Here is a 16794-nt window from a genome sequence, read left to right as displayed (position 1 = left end):
CCAAATTGGAATCTTTTTATGCAAATTGACATTTTAAAAAAAACGTAAAATTTATATTTTTCTGTAAACTGAAGTTGGTGGCTAACTATTTAAGGAGCACTTGTAAGGTAGTGAATAATAAAAAGGAAGCTTTTAAGTCCCATGAACCGTAAAGCGTTAGAAGGAAAAATAGATTAAAATCAAAATTAAAAGAGAATACAAAAGTCGTTTTTTGTCGTAATTTGTCTACAAAAATAATGAAGTTGATAGTTTTTATCAAAACGTAAAAAATATAAACTTTCCGTATAATCGGAATAGAAAGAAAAGATAATAAATGGGGGAGAATACAAGCATGAAGCGACTTATCAAAAGTACTGCAGTTTTAACACTAAGTACTGGTGTATTATTCAATGCATTTCCAATAACACACCATCAGCCACTCGTTAAGGCTGCAGCACAATCATCAATTGAAGAAGTATTATCAAAGCTTACACCTGAACAAAGACAAGCTTTAAAGAAATTAGAGGTTACTAGTCAAGAAGGTTTACAGTTACCTTCATCAGTCGATTTAGGAAGCTCTAAAAATCTATCAGTTATTGTTGAATTAAGAGACCAGCCTGCAAAAGTAGCCGTTTTGGAAGAAGCTGCCAATGGTAAAAGTTTATCGCTTGGTGATGCAAAACAAAAAGCAGATGATGCGCAAGAAACATTTAAATCAGATTTACAAACCATTTTTAGCGATGATCTAAAGACAAATAAGAATCTTTATAAAATTAAACGAACATACAAAAATACGTTAAATGGTGTTGCGATTGATCTACCTGCGAACAAAGTGAAGGCATTATTGAATTCAAAAGCTGTTAAAGCAGTATGGCCGAACAATGTGATTCAAGTAGAACCAGAAAAAGTAGCTCAAAGTACTGGAGATTCAACTCAGAAGATGGAATCAGAAGTATTCCCTGGCGTTAGTAAATTACATGCTGAAGGATTTACAGGAAAAGGCGTTAAAGTTGGGGTTATTGATACAGGAATTGATTATAATCACCCGGACTTAACAGATGCATATAAAGGGTATCGTGCTCAAACAGGTGTTGATCCAAAGACGATCAGTCCGAGTTCAGTAAAAGGTTGGGACTTTGTCGACAATGATGCAGATCCGATGGAAACAACATATGATGATTGGAAAAAATCTGGCTTAGCTGAAAAGGACTCATTGACAGGTTCAACTTTCTATACAGAACATGGAACTCATGTATCAGGAATTATCGCTGGTCGTGGAAAAAATAATACAGATTACGCAGTAACGGGTGTTGCACCGGATGCAGATTTATATGTTTATCGTGTATTAGGAAAATTTGGTTCAGGTTCAACAGAAGCTGTTTTAGGTGGTGTTGATAAAGCGATCTCTGATGGAATGGATGTTATCAATTTATCACTTGGATCGAATGTTAATGATCCAGAAAATGTAGAGAGTCTTGCGTTAAATAATGCAGTCCTTTCGGGTGTAACGGCTGTTGTATCGGCAGGTAACTCAGGTAGTGGGATGGATACTTTAGGATCTCCAGGAGCATCAGCGTTGGCGATTACAGTTGGTGCCAATGATACAAAGACTGTGATTGAAACATCAAAAGGTACTCTACATGGAACAGAAGGTGTAGCTGCTGATTTAAAATTATTTGGTAAGGGTTTAGAAGATAATGTAGCAAGCTTAAAAGGTAAAAACCTGCCAATCGTTTTAGTTCCGAGTGTAGGTGCAGATTCTGATTACAAAAATATTGATGTGAATGGAAAGATTGCATTAGTAAATAGAGGATCAGTTTCACTTGATGAAAAAATAAAAAATGCAGCAAAACATGGTGCAGTAGCAGTTATTATGATTGATAATGTACCTGGTGAAGGTTTTGTTCCATCATACCTAGGAACTGGTTACGGATTTATTCCTGCATTCTCTATGTCATATGAACAAGGAGCAGCGTTAGTAGCAAAACTTGGTACGGGCAGTTCAACATTCTCATTTGATGAAATAGGACAAGTAACGGATGAAGGTAGTAAGCTAGCGGCATTTAGCTCACGTGGACCTTCTCGTATAAATTATGATATTAAACCTGAAGTAACAGCACCAGGTGTTGCCGTATTCTCAACTGTACCGTCTTATATGCATGGTGCAGATCAAATTGGAAAATATGACTACGCTTATGAAAATTTATCAGGTACGTCAATGGCATCACCGAACGTAGCGGGTGTTGCAGCATTATTAAAACAAGCAAATCCTAATTTAACACCAGCACAAATTAAAGAAACATTAATGAATACTGCAGATCCACTAAATGGAGACTATAGTGTATTTGAATCTGGTGCAGGACAAGTTGATCCTTATGAAGCAATCCATTCAAAAACAAGAATTGAAGTAGTGGATGAGACAAAAGGTACGTACGATAAAAAAGGTAATTTATCAACAGTAAAAGATTTAACTGGTGCACTTTCATTTGGTTCACACGCTCCAGAAGGAAAAAATATTAGCGATCAACGTACACTGAACATCTATAACAATAGCAATCAAGCAAAAACATATGATGTGACTGTATCTTTTCAAGCAGACCGTCGTGGTTCATTAGATGCTGATGATAATGGTGTAATGGTTGTGACGGACAAGTCAATTAAAGTTGGTGCAAATTCGAAAAAGAAATCAACTGTGGCAATTACAGTTCCAAAATCAGCAAAATTAGGCATTTACGAAGGATTTGTGACTTATACAAATCATGCTAATCCAGAAGAAACATTCCAAGTGCCGTTTGGGATTAAAACGGTGGAAGATGGAATAAACCCAGTTACGATGAGTCCACAAGCATTTACGCAAGTTTTTGATTCAGCGTATCCAGGGCAATTAGTTTATACAAACGCGAAATTTAGTCTTAAATCAAATCTAAGCACAATTGATGTCATCTTAGAAGATGGGGAAACTGGAGAAGAATTAGGATACGTGGGGACTTTAGATGGCCTGCTAATGAAGGAAAATGTTGATTTATCAGCGAGAGTTTTTAATGGATACTATTATAAACCGACTGGTGATGATGAGCACCCATTTGCGTATGATTCTGATTTAGCAAAACCAGGTTATTATAAAATTAAGCTAGTTGGCAAAAATGACGCTGGTAAAACATTTACTCAAGAAGCACCGTTCTACTTTGATAATTACGCACCAAAAATGACCATTAACAGTCCGGATGTTGTTGAATATAAAAATGGTCAAACAAGTGTGACAATAACTGGTTCAGTTTACGATAAAGAAACGGAAGAAATGAAAAAACTTGGTATGAACTTTAATCAAGGTAGTACAACAGTGTATTACCAAGATTACTTAGGAGGAAGAGCCGTAGCGGTACCTGTAAATCCAGATGGGTCATTTACTGCAACCATTCCAACAGTTTCAACAAGACCGATGGAATTAGTGTTCTATGCAATGGATGCGGCATCAAACAAAACATTTAAAGAAGGTAGAGATATTTTTGTTACGCGTGATGACGTGACGTATGGCTATATGAACCCTGAAAAACGTACGGCAAAAATGGGAGAAACAGCGAATGCTACTTTAATGTTAAATCATGCAAATAGAATAAAACAAGTTGTTTATGCGTTTTATTACAATCAAGGTATGGCAACTATGAATGTAAAACCAGATCCAAGTGTAGCTGACAAAGTTGATGTAAGTGTGAATGAAACAAAAGTTTCTGGTACTACTTATAAAGCGACAGTAACAGTAACAACAAAAGATGGAGTTACTCCTTTATCTGGTGATTTAAACCTTGCGGATGTGGAATTTAAAATGGGGAATGAATATTCTGCGGCTGCTACAATCTGGCAAGCGTATATGGATACCACAGTTACAGATAGTAATAATACGACAAATACCGTTCCTAGCGGAAATCCATCGATATATTATTTGGAACCAACGAATTCTTTACTTGATGGCTCTCTGTTGTCAGAATCATTCTTAGCTCCTGATGGAGGTTTAAGGGGTTCAATTGACTACTCTAAAATAGGAGCAAAAGTTAAAGCGACAGCTGCAAACGGTAAAGTTTACGAAGGGGTTATTGCTTCTAGTGGTACATATAATGTACCAAATTTACCATTAACAGATGATTCATTTAAACTTGAAGTAAATATTCCTGGATATTTCACAGAACACAAAGACTTTACAATCGGATTCCATAGTGAAGATGGAAAAGTGACGTATCAACATTATAAGTTGAATTTAAATACTGCGATTGCTGGAGATGTAAACAAAGATGATGTCATTGACGTAATGGATGCAATATATTTACAAACTTATTGGGATACAAATAAACGTGATGCAGATATTAATTTTGATGGTGTAGTTGATGAAAAAGATTTGGCATTTGTAGAGAAAAACTACTTAATGCAAAATCCAACGATTAACTATGCTCCAGCACCAAAAAAGAAATACAAATCACAAACATTAGAAAGTGTTAAGAGTTCATTAGGTGTTAAATAATAACATATTAAATGTTTAGAGTTTAAGGGCTCCGGGATTAACCGGGGTCTTTTTTTTTCGGTTAGGATTATGTCGATAACAACAGTGATTCGATGGAAACAACATACGAGTATTGAAAAAACAGGGGAGACAGAATCAACTTAAATGAAACTTTACGATAGAAACTGTTGTTAATAGTACTAACAAACAAGGAAAATTTGTATCTTAAAAAATATTTGATTTTTGAAAAGTTTCAAAGCTTCGTAATTTCCAATAATTAAATTCTATATAGCATAATGAAATATTATGATTTCACTATTAAATAGCACTTTAATTAAATAAAAAAGTTGGAATGATAGTTTTTGTTAAAATCTCAATTACATCAATATTCCATATAATGAAACTAACAAAAAGGAATAGCTTAATTGGAAACATAGATAGTTTTTCTTTCATACACAAATGTATTCTTTTTGGAATTAACATAAGAGATTAATCAATTTGGTGGTGGAGTGCAAAATGAATGATTTTTTACTTTGTGAGTTTTACAAGCTGATGAAGAAAAATAAATGGACTCTTAAAGATCTAGCAATGAAATCAAAAATCCATTATAGCGATTTGAGTAGAATATTTAATAATAAAAAAACAATATCTATATATACTTTGGATGCCGTAACGAAGGCATTTCAACTACCTAAAGGAGCATTTTATAAAGACTATGTGAGATTATGTTTTAATGAGAGAAATCGTTTAGATAAAAGAAGGAGTAAAGCATTTATTTACGAATGCATCAAAAATGGTTTTAATTCTGAGGTATCTTTTATCTTATCTGTCATGATTGAAGAGAAGTCTAATGCAATTCGTTCTAACTATTTTAAAAATTTATTTTATATATCTGAGCAGCTTTTTTTAGAAGGGAATGAAAAAGAAGCATTACCTTTATACGAACTAATTATTGAACATATGCCCAATTCAGCAACAGAAGAAGTTGCAATTAGTTATTTTCGAAAGTTTTATATGACTCGTTTAACGAGTGAAGGAAGTTTAGTTTTAGTTCGAATTATTGAGTATTTATCCTATATGCCGACTGAATTTCAAGAACTAACTATTTTATGGATTACGGCAACTTATTATATGTTAAAACAATGGGATGAAGTTTTACGTTATGCGAAACGATTAGAAAAAATGACGGAAAATAAGGACCATGTAGGACGTGCATTAATGTATCAAGCATTTGCATTAACAAGATTAGGTGGTAAATTGGAAGACATTTTAAATCTAATTGAAAAATATGAAAAAATAGATGCTTATTATGCAAATATTGCTATTGGCAATCGCTATGTAGCTCACATTGATTTTGGAAATTTATATGTTGTTGATTCATATTTCAATTGGTTATGTAATCAGGATGAATTTTATGTTGGTATTCCAAGAATCATAGAAAGTTATGTGAAATTAGGTAGATTAGAAGATGCTGTGAACTTTATTGTAAAGTACAATAATCAAATCGTTGAAATGAGCACCTCTACCGATTTATTCAAAGAGCAACTATATTTAGATTATAGTTATGCGCTTGGCTTATTAAAATGTGAAACAGACAAAATAAATGATGGATTAGATGAATTATTAAACGTGGCATTAAAAGCTAAAAAATCTGATAATCGCGAACGGTTTTACAAATGCCTATTAGCAATCTGGCAGTATCAAAATTATATAAGTGAAGAATTAGAAGAAAAATATATTTGGATTCTAAGTTAATTAGAATTAAAATGTAATGGCTTCGGATTCGTCTGGAGTCTTTTTTAGTTATCAGACCAAAAAGAAGTAAGTTACATGATCTACTAAAATCAATTTTTATAAAATTTTTCCCAAAACCTTTAGAAACAAATAATATGAAAATAACACCCAAAAATAGCTCTAAGAATATTTCAAAATCATTATTATTTATTGAAAAGTTCATTACTTTTTCTAAGATGGTTAGTATGACTACACCTTACGTCGCTACTGATAATAAAAATAAATTAATTATTGGTGGAGTAAAATTATTTAATGGTGATAAGTATACCGGAATTAGTTTATCAGAAGAAAAGAGTAGTTTATTATTACTCTTAATGAATCGATTAGAAAAAATGAGTCAGATGGCTAGTAATGAACTTTCTACCGTACTAGCTAAACAATTAGAATTTGTAATTAACTCCCTTTTGAAAGCTAATTGCGATTCATTAGGAATTGGAAGAAAACTATCAATTTATTATCCGGAAATTTGGAAAAAAATTGATTGGGAAAAAGAATATAGAAATGTTCAATTTGACATAATGGTTAAAGTGAACATTGAAAAAACTGGCTCAGTGTTTTAATGATAAATACCAGATAACCTATAAGTTTCTCCACTGTATAATCATGTTCATGTATGAGCTCTAGATCAGACAATGTAACTTCAACACCGCAAGTAAAGCTACAAGTAAAATCCACGTGATGTGTTAAGAACAAGTTGAACACGATATGTAAAACTTACGCGGAAATAGCTATTGGAAATCGATTTTGTGCTTTTTTAGATTTTGGTCATTACGAATATGTCGATGAGTATTTAAGTTTGTTAGAAGGCAGGGCTAATATGTTTGCCGGCTTTCCACGAATGTTGGAGGCTTATGTGGAGTTGCAATCGACTAGAGGATGTTGAGCGATTGCTGGAAAAATTTCAGCAAAATATCCAAGTTTGGGCTGCAAGTAAACATCCGTATCAGCAGGAGATGTACCTGCGTTTTCGCTATGCTTATGCTAAGTATCTTATCGTAAGTAAGCAATTTTCAGAAGGACTTCATGAGGTGTTGGATGTAGCGTATGCTGCAAATAAAATCGGAATTTCAGACCGATTCAAACAATGCCTTCTCATCTATTGGGAATATAGAGCTTATGCGACTGTCGAGCATGAAAAAATGTATAAAAAGATGTTCCACACGGAAAACATGAGTAAATTACCTTAAGTATGTAAAAGTCCTTAGTTATACGACTGTATGTTACTTAGCCAAATGGTAATTAAACGAGAGCTATTATAAATGCTGCTAAATGAGGCGAATTTTTTTCATATTAGCATAAGAAGTGGTTCTGAAGTAGAGTGAAGGCATTATTAAACAAACGTTGGATTAAAAGCTGGAGATTCTGGAAAAGAACTTGATTAATCCGATGTTTTCATACTTGTTCGAAAACCTGCTTTTGACAACAGATGTAATCTTAGTTGGGATTTATTGCATGAAAATAAGGGATTACTAGAGGGATAAAATGATATAATTCACATAAAAAGTAATAATGGTTTTACTAAATGGAGAGCAATCGCGTTCTTTGCAATTAGCTTGTTTTTAAGTAAAATAAAATCAATAAAATGAAAATGAAATAAGCATTCGAAATAACATAATGAACGATAACTATAAGAATGTTTCTCCTGAAGGTAAAATAAAAAACGTACTGAGTGAATAGATATTAAAGTATATCAATTCATTCGGTACATTTTATAATATTTACTTTTTTCTGCCCTGTTCAATTGTTTCTCTTATACGTTTTTCTATGTCCTTTTCTTTCATTATGTATCATCCTCTTTTTAATATCATTCTTCACAAGAAAGGAGTCTAATATTCATGGAGATTACAATTAATATTCCTGACGATATGGTAAAAGAGTTTAACAAACATTTAGGATATTATAATTTGAAAAATGATTTAATTGGTGAAAAATATGAAGCAACAATTGATGATGTGATAATTGGAGCATTAAAAATGTACCTACAATGGACAGCAGTTGAGACGTCTCCATTAATTAAAACGGATGATTTAGTAATAGAGTCAAAATACATTAACATAATAAAAAAACAAGAGAAAAGTCAGAAAGAAATATCGGTTCACTCTGGAATTCCCAAAAGTACGCTTTCTGTATTATTAAATGGAGGTAGCGTACCTAGTCTTGAAAATTTCATTCGGTTATGGATAGCACTAGGGCAACCACCTATACAGCACTTACTTGATGTTAAGGTCAAGTAAGTGTTTTTTTATTGCATAAATTTATCTTTCTGAACTTTTTTTAATAAAAAGTTTAAAAATCTGAATAAGACAAGTCCCACAGCTAATACATTTTAGCAAAGAGTAAGAATTACTTATATTTACTCACAATTACTTACTATTACTTAAAATTACTCAGAATTTAGTAGGGGAGAGGTGCACTTAGAGAAATAAACCGACCGACCTAAGGATATGAGCAAATTTTTAAAAGATTAGTAGGAAGGAGAGAGGGGATGAATCTTAATCCGATTTTCAATCATGAAAACTATAAGAAAAGAAGATCCAATAAGAAAACTCGTTCTGATAAAAAAACGGATGTAAAAATTTATGTTTCAGAAACAACTTACAATTACTTATTTAAAAAAGCAAGTGCATTAGATATCAGTATGACTGAGCTTGTCTCAAATGCATTTTATGTCATGTTTAGAAGAGGGTATGATTATCAGCAATTTAGATACTCAGTAACTGATTACATGGTTCATGTGAAACTAAGCAAACAAGATAATAAGACATTAGGTAGATATGCCGGAGAGTGGATGATGAACAAACGAAAGGCAGCTACCAATATTTTTAATAATATTTTGCATATAAGGGGTGTTTAAATGTTATCAAAGTCTTATAGCGAAGCTGATTTATTATATTATGACCATTGTAACCGAAAAGGAAAATCATTTTTCAGAGGCATGAATAAATTACTCGGTGTTCCCCTTAACATTGAAATACCATCTGTCCACATTACTCGTTTAACATCAATCTGTAGAGACTTCAGGCAGAAAACTGGGGCAATACTGTTTATCAATAAACTAATCGAATTTCTAGTTCAAGATTTTATTGAAGAAATCACGACAACAGCAAACAAAAAAGAAATCTATCGAAGAATTTTAAATATGGATCATTCAGTTGAAATTTCTGGGATTAATGAAAATGAAGTTTCAAAGATTCATAGTTTACCAGATTCCTACTTTTCTAACTTACAGACTACTAGAATCGTGTTTAAATATGATGATATTTATCGTTTAGAAGTTACATTGTCTGACTTAGAGACAATACATGAACATGAATATACAGTAGAGAAACTAATAGGCTACTTAATATCTGCATTTGTGATTGATATTCAACAATCTGGATTGGGTAAAGTATTGAAAGAATTGATTTATAAGTTAGATCCACAGGAGGAGTGTTAAAATGACGACACCTAATAACACTTTAAATCAAATTATTGCGATTGATGCTGGTAATAATGAAGTGAAGGTTTGTATTGGAAGTAAACTAGATAAATTTTGTTCAGCAATAGCCGACTGGCATAAAAGACCACAACAAGAACAACACGGACCGGATGACATGGAGTGGGAATACCAAGGGATGAAAGGGTTTGGTGGAACATTAGCAAAAATAGAGTCTGAGTTTGGGAGTGGAATGTACGGAGCTTCTAAAAATCATTTTGAAGCAACAATGAGGATACTTTTAGCGTTACACCGTAATACGAACGAAAAAGACGTGTATCTTGCTGTGGGAAATCCATATGATTCATTAACGAAAGAAGTAGCACTGGATATAAAAAGCTCTTTAATCAGAACGCATGAAATAAAAGTGAATGGTCAATTGAAGAAGTTCGTCATTAAAGATGTGATTGTTGCGGCTGAAGGCGCTGCAGCATTTCATTCAGTACCTTACACGACTGAATTAGTTCGAATCATTGATGTCGGAAGCGGAACAGTGAATTTAATCAGTATTCTTAGAGGGAGAATTATCGATATAGAAAGTTTTACAACAGACTATGGAATGTTGACCAGTAAGTATGGTGAAGCGAGCCCGTTTGCAATAGCAAGAGGTATTATTGGTGATACTTCAAAAAAATGGAAAAAAGATGATAATGTAAAAGTAGTTGGAGGTCCAGCTGAAATAATTGCACCTTTTATTAAAAATCACTATACAAACACAGAGATCATTACACCACAGATATGGACACCTGATGGCATTAAGTTTGCACTGCCAATTTTTAGCAATGTCGTCGGAATGTACAATTTGGCAATGAAGAAATTTAGTGATTTGGTGCAAGTATAATGGGCAAACGTGGGAGAAAAAAACAGGAAACGGCAAGAGTTCAGATTACATTGTTTATTTCGAACAAAGAAGATAAGGAGATCCATGAGTATATCACTCAGGCGACCAGTAATAGTGCTGCAGGTAGAGAATTGTTATTAAATGCGTGGAGAATGAATCATAAACAATTTTTTTCAGAGCAGAATAAAATAGAAGATATTGAGATTTATGATCAAAACAATGAATTGCGATTTGATACAATTCCAGAGGGATTAGAGATCGTTTATGAAGAAGGTTTGCAAGAAGTAGCTGGATCAATGGACGATTTCTACTATTAATAAAAATAAAAGAAGATGATTAATTATAAAATAACTACACCTATACTACCACCTAATCTATTATTCTTTAGGTGGTGGTATTATAAAGAGCAATTTAATTCTATTTATAAACAGAAATATAATTTTTTAGCATTCCTTGACAAAGGGATACCATCCACGTATAAATTGGAAAACTATACTAAATCAAATAAAAACAACTTCGCATATAATTTAAATTAACTACAAAGAAGTATTAACTGGAAATAAATGAAGTAGGGAGCACTAATTAATTGCTCTCTTTTTTGATTATATAAGTGTTGAAGAAAACAATATTAATAGATGACTAAATTTATTTAGTATATACTAAGATTAAAAAAATATAATAAAATCAATAACAATGAAGGTGATAAAATGGCTTATCCGATTATTGATGTAAGTTCTTGGGAATTACTAGGAGATGAAGCTCCAGCGTACATAGGAGAACGAGATAAAGCGTGGATAAAACATCCAGAGAATGGTCGATGGGTGATGTTCAAAATCCCTAGGGAAGATAGAGGTGAGCATTGGGCAGAAAAGATATGTTATGAGTTAGCTTGTAAACTAAATTTACCTAATGCTGAGATTGAATTAGCAGTTAGAGATGGGAAATTAGGATGTTTAAGCTATTTTTTTGTAGATAAAGAAAATGGTTATTCTCATTATGATAGTGGTCATTTTCTTCCATACTCTTATAATGATAAAGGAAAGATTATATATAAAATTGAAGATATTGAAAAATTTTTAAATGGAATCAATTTAGTTGAGGACTTTCTTTCGATAATAATGTTTGATGCCTTAGTTGCAAATGGAGATAGACATCAAGATAACTGGGGGATTACACGTCATGAAACGAATGGATCTCGATCAATTTCTTCAATGTATGATAATAGTGCCTGTCTTTGTAGAGATTTAGAACCAGATGATGTAGAGAAATTTTACAACTCTGAAGCAGAACTTTTAAGGTACATTTATAAAGGAAAAGCAAAAGTTGGAATGTCTGTTGTAAAGAACGCTAATCATTTCACTTTAATCAAATATTTACTAGACAAATACCCTCAGAAAATGCAAGAATTAATACATAAAATTAAAGGTTTAACTGATCGTGATATAGAATATATAGTTAATCAGTTACCTGAAACTTTATTAACAGATAAGCATAAGACAGTTGTGATAAATTTTATTAAGCTTAGAAGAAACATAATAATCAATATAGGTGAGAATATGAATAACGATATTAATAAACTTTTATTAATATGGAAGGATCCTGATACACGAAAGCGCTTTGTCGTAGGAACCTTAAACTATTTTATAGAAGAAGATGCATATGAATTTGCTTATTTAAATCCAGATTTAGATGAAGCACTTAAGCATGGATTTCAAAACTATCCAAGTTTTCCAGATATAAAAGGAACGTATAAGAGTGTAGGTGGACTGTTCCCAGGAATTCGTCAACGTTTACCTAATCAGAAACGACCTAATTATCCTGAAATATTAATGAAGTACAATTTAGATGGTACTTCTACTGATATGGAGAAATTGGCAGCTACTCGTGGGCGATTAGGCACTGATACATTTGAATTTGTCCAAGCGATTGAATTTAAAACTGGTACGAGTTTTCAAGTTACTTTTGATTTAGCAGCAGCTAGAAGATACGATTTTCCAGAAATTAAAAACAATTTAAGTGAAAATGATATAGTATCTTTAATTCATCATTTAGAAAACGAAGTCGATGAATTTGCAATTAAAGTTATGTTTGATATGAATTTGTGCTTAGGATTTGTTCCAAAGTATTATTCTCGTGAAATTTTCAAGATGATTAATTCTGGTCAAGATTATGTTGCAAAGATAAAGAAACTTGACATTAATAATTCAAATCCGGATGAATGGGTAAAAATCTTTGTTGAAGTAATCCTACAAGATTAATAAAACTATTAAGCCATCCTTAAAAAGGTTGGCTTTCTTAATATATATACATGATAGAAAGTACTCTGATTATGAACTTCGCATATAATTCAAGTTAAATGCGAAGTATTTTAAAGTATTTGAAATGTGGTATAATGATTTATATAATTTACATATTTTAGGAGGTAAATCTGGATGATTCCTCAAGAAAAACTACAAGAAATAATAAACGTGTTAATAAAAAAAATTGATCCGTATGTCATAATCTTGTTTGGTTCAGCAGCTCAGGATCGGTTGCGATCAGATAGCGACCTTGATTTAGCATATCTTAGTGATATCAGTTTAGGTAATTATGAACGATTTTTATTATCACAAGAACTTGCAAATCTTTTAAATAATAACGTCGATTTAATTGATTTAAACATTGCTTCAACCGTATTCCAGGCCGAAATTATACACAATGGCAAAGTAATACATTGTTCAGACGATGAACGGAGACTAAATTTTGAAATAAAAATACTAAAAATGTATGCAAAATTAAATGAAGAACGGAAAGAAATACTAGATCATATTAAAAAAAGAGGTTCTATTTATGAATAATCAAGTAATATTAAATAAAATTTCCACAATAGAACGTTGTATCTCAAGAATCAATGAAGTATTTGATAACAATTCGTCTAATCTTCATGATTATACTAAACAAGATTCAATTATTCTAAACATACAAAGAGCTTGTGAAGCGTGTATCGATTTAGCTATGCACTTAGTCGCGATTAGAAAGTTAGGAATTCCGCAAACAAGCCGAGATGCGTTTGATTTATTAGTAGCAAATTCCCTTCTCGACTCTGAACTATCTATGAAATTAAAAGCCATGGTAGGTTTTCGAAATATTGCTGTGCATGATTATCAAAGTGTAAACCTTGATATCGTAGAAAAAATTATTGAGAATCATCTTGGAGATTTTAAAAAATTTACACGGCATATTATAAAAATTGCTGATACTTTTTAATAATTTAGTTATGTTAACTAGTCTGCGTATAAATTGGATTATATGCGAACTTTGTCGAAATACGTAATGAGGAATGATATTATGAGCCATACAACGAAAACACTTAAGGATATAGAGCAATTTGAAATTAAAACGAAGAATTTACAACAAGAAAAACATCTACATCAACTAAAGGTATTGCTCCCTTCCCTTCCACCGTATGTGTTTAAGTATTTTCAGAAGAACCGTAAACGTTCAGCTACTACTCTATTTAATTATGCAAATGATTATAAACTGTTTTTTAAGTTTTTAGCCGATAATAATTGGGTATTAGAACATCTTAATATAGATAGCATATCTCCTATTGATATCCCAATTTCAGTTCTTTCAGATTTACCATTAGAAGAAGCTGAAGAGTTTCAAGGTTACTTAGATGGTAAATATGAAAAAAGAACTGTAAATCGTAGAATCAGTGCTTTAAAGAGTTTATTTAATTATTTAACCCAAAAATCAGAAGATCCCGTTACTAAAGAACCTTATTTTTATCGTAATGTTTTTGCCAAAATTGAAACAACTAAAGTAAGTTCAGATCCTGCAAAACGTGCGGATTCATTTGAACAGAAAATTTATAAAGGTAATGAGGATTTACGATTTTTGGATTTTGTTGCTGCTGAATATGAAAAGTCCCTCTCCCCTGTTCAATTAAGATTTTTCTTAAGAGATAAAAATAGAGATTTAGCGATCCTATCCCTCTTTTTAGGCAGTGGTTTACGCTTGTCTGAATTAACATTTTTACAATTAGAAGATATAAATTTTGAGGAAAATTTGTTAGGGGTTTATCGTAAGGGGCAATCAGGAAAAGTTTATGTTACTGTAAGTCCAAGAGCCATGGATGAATTAAAAGAATACTTACATACAAGAACAGAAAATTATGGATGTGCTACCGATGAAAAACATGTATTTTTCACTAGATATAAAGGAAGTTACTCTCCTCTTTCTATACGTTCTATTCAAGATTTAGTAGAAAAATATTCGAAAGCATTTAATGTAAATAAACGATTAACTCCACATAAATTACGTCATACGTTCGCTACCAAGCATTGGACTGCAAATAAAGATTTAATTGGTCTACAAACGCAACTAGGACATACATCAAGTGAAATCACCTCAAGTTATACACATGTTGGAAAGGATAAACAGCATAAAAACTTGGAGAACATGGATAAACTTGAAGATTAATAGTTTTGGAGTATAAAACTGTTAAGTGATGATTGTTTTTTCAATAACCCCGAAGAATTCTAATAATTTTATAATTGCTAAATTAATCAGTTTAGATTTCTCCACTTTTTCCTAATGTACTAGATTTTTAACTATTTCAGTAGTTAAGTCTGATTTCATTTAGAAAGAAATAGAAACCTTTTTTACTATTTTCTTCGAAGTCTTTTTTCAAGAAAGAAAATTTAACATTAACAACATTGTTATTGTTAACATATGTTTTAACTTTCATGTCGTTATCGTTGTTTTTGTATATGAATATCTAGTTTACATATACACGATTATCGGCAATAAAAAAAGGAACTTCTATGTGGTCTTACCCCTGTCAAGTTCTCACGAATATAAACTATATCGCAATTAGGAACATTAGAATAAAAAAAGGTGCATTTCCTTTCATTTTAAATTAATATCCTTTCAAATGATTTTTAACCTATATATCCCTGCGACTCTTGAACTTAAACAACTAATGCAATGCGTTAGTTGGATAAGGTATATTTTGATCTATCATAATAGTTAAGTAACTTAATCCAATCTGTCTTCTTCAGATGAAATTTAATAGATATTTGTTTCTTCATTTTATTTAGGATAGAATACGTCTTCTTTGAAAGAAGTTCAAGGCGAAATACTGCAGTATTTTGTTATAAGATTACTAATTAAAAAGATGGAAGTAATGATTCCAATTTCGAAAATGGATAATTCAAGAATTCGAAGGGTCATTGATTCATATACTCTTGACAACATATTAAAAAATTTCCACAATGGAGAATCTGATCGTTCACTTTCATACAAACAAAGATTTAAGCTAAATACTGAGAAAATGAAAACAGGTAATATTGAAAAATGCGCAGAAGTAGTTCGTGATTTAATGAGTATAGATAAAGAAAAATCTCTTAATTCAAGTGAAAAACAGTTGTTAGGTAACGCAAGTAAAATATTTATAAGGGAACTTGGATTAGTTAAAGGGATTACAGAAATTCAAGCCAAAGAACTATTGTTCGGGTAAAAAATTATCATTTAATCTTACATTAAATATAATTAATCAAATGATGAAATAATACACCAAATATATTGTATTGAGTTCTTCCGTAATTAGCAGAAATTTCATTATACAGTAAGGTACCCATGAAAATAAATTTTTAATTGAAGAGCTGCTTTTAATGTGGGCCAATATTTTTATCGAATAACTGAAGACTACTTAGATCGACATTTTAAAAAGGACTTTACGTTTATAAAAAGAAAGAGGTCTTTTTTTTGAATCATTTGTATCTATTTAATATTCAATTTGTTCAACGACGAAAAAGCATCCAATTTAATTGGATGCATATTTAAGTATTCCGCTTAAAAAGAGTGAATCTTCTAGCTGTGTGCACTCTTTTAGTTTGATTAATCCATCTAGTTCTAGTTCCTTAGCCAGTTTTTCAATCATTTTTGTATCATATTCCAATGAATTTTTAATGGTGATTAAAAAGAAGTTTCCTCTTGTTGCAAGTCGAAGGTTCTTTAATAGATTCTTTTTACTCATTTTCCCATCCCCCTTCTAAATTAGATTAATTCGACACAAAAGAGGTTTTGTCCTGTAAATTCAATTAAATTACAAATTTTTTTGTAGGATTATTAATTTAATCTCATAGTATATAACGTCAAAAAATCTCATACATTGTCAATACACATAGTAGGGGGAATAATAATGAACTCAAATAATTTTCGTGAATT

At 31.6% G+C, this 16794-nt stretch carries 15 protein-coding genes; 14 read left to right on the top strand and 1 reads right to left on the bottom strand.

Annotation, left to right across the window (positions count from 1 at the left end):
* Positions 1-331 precede the first annotated feature (331 nt).
* The 14 genes from CN692_RS22870 to CN692_RS22805 all read left to right on the top strand — a co-directional run bounded on the left by CN692_RS22870 (position 332) and on the right by CN692_RS22805 (position 16084).
* Positions 332-4492, top strand: a complete 4161-nt coding sequence (locus CN692_RS22870) for a S8 family serine peptidase (RefSeq protein ID WP_179874526.1) — start codon at positions 332-334, stop codon at positions 4490-4492.
* A gap of 495 nt (positions 4493-4987) precedes the next feature.
* Complete coding sequence (locus CN692_RS22865) at positions 4988-6226, top strand: helix-turn-helix domain-containing protein (protein ID WP_098121431.1); 1239 nt, start codon at positions 4988-4990, stop codon at positions 6224-6226.
* A 224-nt stretch (positions 6227-6450) separates the two neighbouring features.
* Positions 6451-6825 (top strand): Ger(x)C family spore germination C-terminal domain-containing protein, encoded by a 375-nt coding sequence (locus CN692_RS22860; protein WP_179865620.1) that lies wholly within the window; start codon positions 6451-6453, stop codon positions 6823-6825.
* Positions 6826-7152: 327 nt separating this feature from the next.
* Positions 7153-7452: a hypothetical protein gene (locus CN692_RS22855; RefSeq protein ID WP_142317379.1), complete on the top strand. Its 300-nt coding sequence runs from the start codon at positions 7153-7155 to the stop codon at positions 7450-7452.
* A 648-nt stretch (positions 7453-8100) separates the two neighbouring features.
* Positions 8101-8499, top strand: coding sequence for a helix-turn-helix domain-containing protein (locus tag CN692_RS22850; protein WP_098121428.1), 399 nt, complete (start codon positions 8101-8103; stop codon positions 8497-8499).
* Between the two features lie 251 nt (positions 8500-8750).
* Positions 8751-9119 (top strand): hypothetical protein, encoded by a 369-nt coding sequence (locus CN692_RS22845; RefSeq protein ID WP_098121427.1) that lies wholly within the window; start codon positions 8751-8753, stop codon positions 9117-9119.
* A complete protein-coding gene (locus CN692_RS22840; protein ID WP_098121426.1) occupies positions 9120-9701 on the top strand; it encodes a hypothetical protein in 582 nt (193 codons plus the stop codon).
* A gap of 1 nt (position 9702) precedes the next feature.
* Positions 9703-10581 carry a ParM/StbA family protein gene (locus CN692_RS22835; protein WP_098121425.1) on the top strand — a complete coding sequence of 293 codons (879 nt, stop codon included), beginning with the start codon at positions 9703-9705 and terminating at the stop codon, positions 10579-10581.
* A complete protein-coding gene (locus CN692_RS22830) occupies positions 10581-10898 on the top strand; it encodes a hypothetical protein (protein WP_098121424.1) in 318 nt (105 codons plus the stop codon). Before CN692_RS22835 ends, CN692_RS22830 begins: the two co-directional genes overlap by 1 nt.
* Before the next feature lie 390 nt (positions 10899-11288).
* Complete coding sequence (locus CN692_RS22825; protein WP_098121423.1) at positions 11289-12839, top strand: hypothetical protein; 1551 nt, start codon at positions 11289-11291, stop codon at positions 12837-12839.
* Positions 12840-13013: 174 nt separating this feature from the next.
* Positions 13014-13418 (top strand): type VII toxin-antitoxin system MntA family adenylyltransferase antitoxin, encoded by a 405-nt coding sequence (gene mntA / locus CN692_RS22820; protein WP_098121422.1) that lies wholly within the window; start codon positions 13014-13016, stop codon positions 13416-13418.
* Entirely contained in the window at positions 13411-13827 is a 417-nt protein-coding gene (hepT, locus tag CN692_RS22815; RefSeq protein ID WP_098121421.1) for a type VII toxin-antitoxin system HepT family RNase toxin, read from the top strand. The genes mntA and hepT overlap by 8 nt, the downstream gene beginning before the upstream one ends.
* 81 nt (positions 13828-13908) lie before the next feature.
* Entirely contained in the window at positions 13909-15045 is a 1137-nt protein-coding gene (gene xerS / locus CN692_RS22810; protein WP_179865619.1) for a tyrosine recombinase XerS, read from the top strand.
* Positions 15046-15682: 637 nt separating this feature from the next.
* Entirely contained in the window at positions 15683-16084 is a 402-nt protein-coding gene (locus tag CN692_RS22805; protein WP_179865618.1) for a CarD family transcriptional regulator, read from the top strand.
* Positions 16085-16390: 306 nt separating this feature from the next.
* Here the strand turns inward: CN692_RS22805 and CN692_RS22800 are convergent, their stop codons facing one another.
* Positions 16391-16603, bottom strand: coding sequence for a hypothetical protein (locus CN692_RS22800; protein WP_098121419.1), 213 nt, complete (start codon positions 16601-16603; stop codon positions 16391-16393).
* Positions 16604-16794: the final 191 nt, after the last annotated feature.

The sequence above is a fragment of the Bacillus sp. AFS002410 genome, from assembly GCF_002556365.1.
In the GTDB taxonomy this organism is placed as follows: Bacteria; Bacillota; Bacilli; order Bacillales; family Bacillaceae_G; genus Gottfriedia.
Note: the sequence above shows the minus strand (reverse complement) of the source record. Positions and strands in the feature narration are given on the sequence as shown.

What these genes read in the sequence shown, in the direction of transcription:
- CN692_RS22870 (WP_179874526.1), top strand. Translation starts at nt 332, where the DNA reads ATGAAGCGACTTATCAAAAGTACTGCAGTTTTAACACTAAGTACTGGT.
- CN692_RS22865 (WP_098121431.1), top strand. Translation starts at nt 4,988, where the DNA reads ATGAATGATTTTTTACTTTGTGAGTTTTACAAGCTGATGAAGAAAAAT.
- CN692_RS22860 (WP_179865620.1), top strand. Translation starts at nt 6,451, where the DNA reads ATGACTACACCTTACGTCGCTACTGATAATAAAAATAAATTAATTATT.
- CN692_RS22850 (WP_098121428.1), top strand. Translation starts at nt 8,101, where the DNA reads ATGGAGATTACAATTAATATTCCTGACGATATGGTAAAAGAGTTTAAC.
- CN692_RS22845 (WP_098121427.1), top strand. Translation starts at nt 8,751, where the DNA reads ATGAATCTTAATCCGATTTTCAATCATGAAAACTATAAGAAAAGAAGA.
- CN692_RS22840 (WP_098121426.1), top strand. Translation starts at nt 9,120, where the DNA reads ATGTTATCAAAGTCTTATAGCGAAGCTGATTTATTATATTATGACCAT.
- CN692_RS22835 (WP_098121425.1), top strand. Translation starts at nt 9,703, where the DNA reads ATGACGACACCTAATAACACTTTAAATCAAATTATTGCGATTGATGCT.
- CN692_RS22830 (WP_098121424.1), top strand. Translation starts at nt 10,581, where the DNA reads ATGGGCAAACGTGGGAGAAAAAAACAGGAAACGGCAAGAGTTCAGATT.
- CN692_RS22825 (WP_098121423.1), top strand. Translation starts at nt 11,289, where the DNA reads ATGGCTTATCCGATTATTGATGTAAGTTCTTGGGAATTACTAGGAGAT.
- mntA (WP_098121422.1), top strand. Translation starts at nt 13,014, where the DNA reads ATGATTCCTCAAGAAAAACTACAAGAAATAATAAACGTGTTAATAAAA.
- hepT (WP_098121421.1), top strand. Translation starts at nt 13,411, where the DNA reads ATGAATAATCAAGTAATATTAAATAAAATTTCCACAATAGAACGTTGT.
- xerS (WP_179865619.1), top strand. Translation starts at nt 13,909, where the DNA reads ATGAGCCATACAACGAAAACACTTAAGGATATAGAGCAATTTGAAATT.
- CN692_RS22800 (WP_098121419.1), bottom strand. Translation starts at nt 16,603, where the DNA reads ATGAGTAAAAAGAATCTATTAAAGAACCTTCGACTTGCAACAAGAGGA.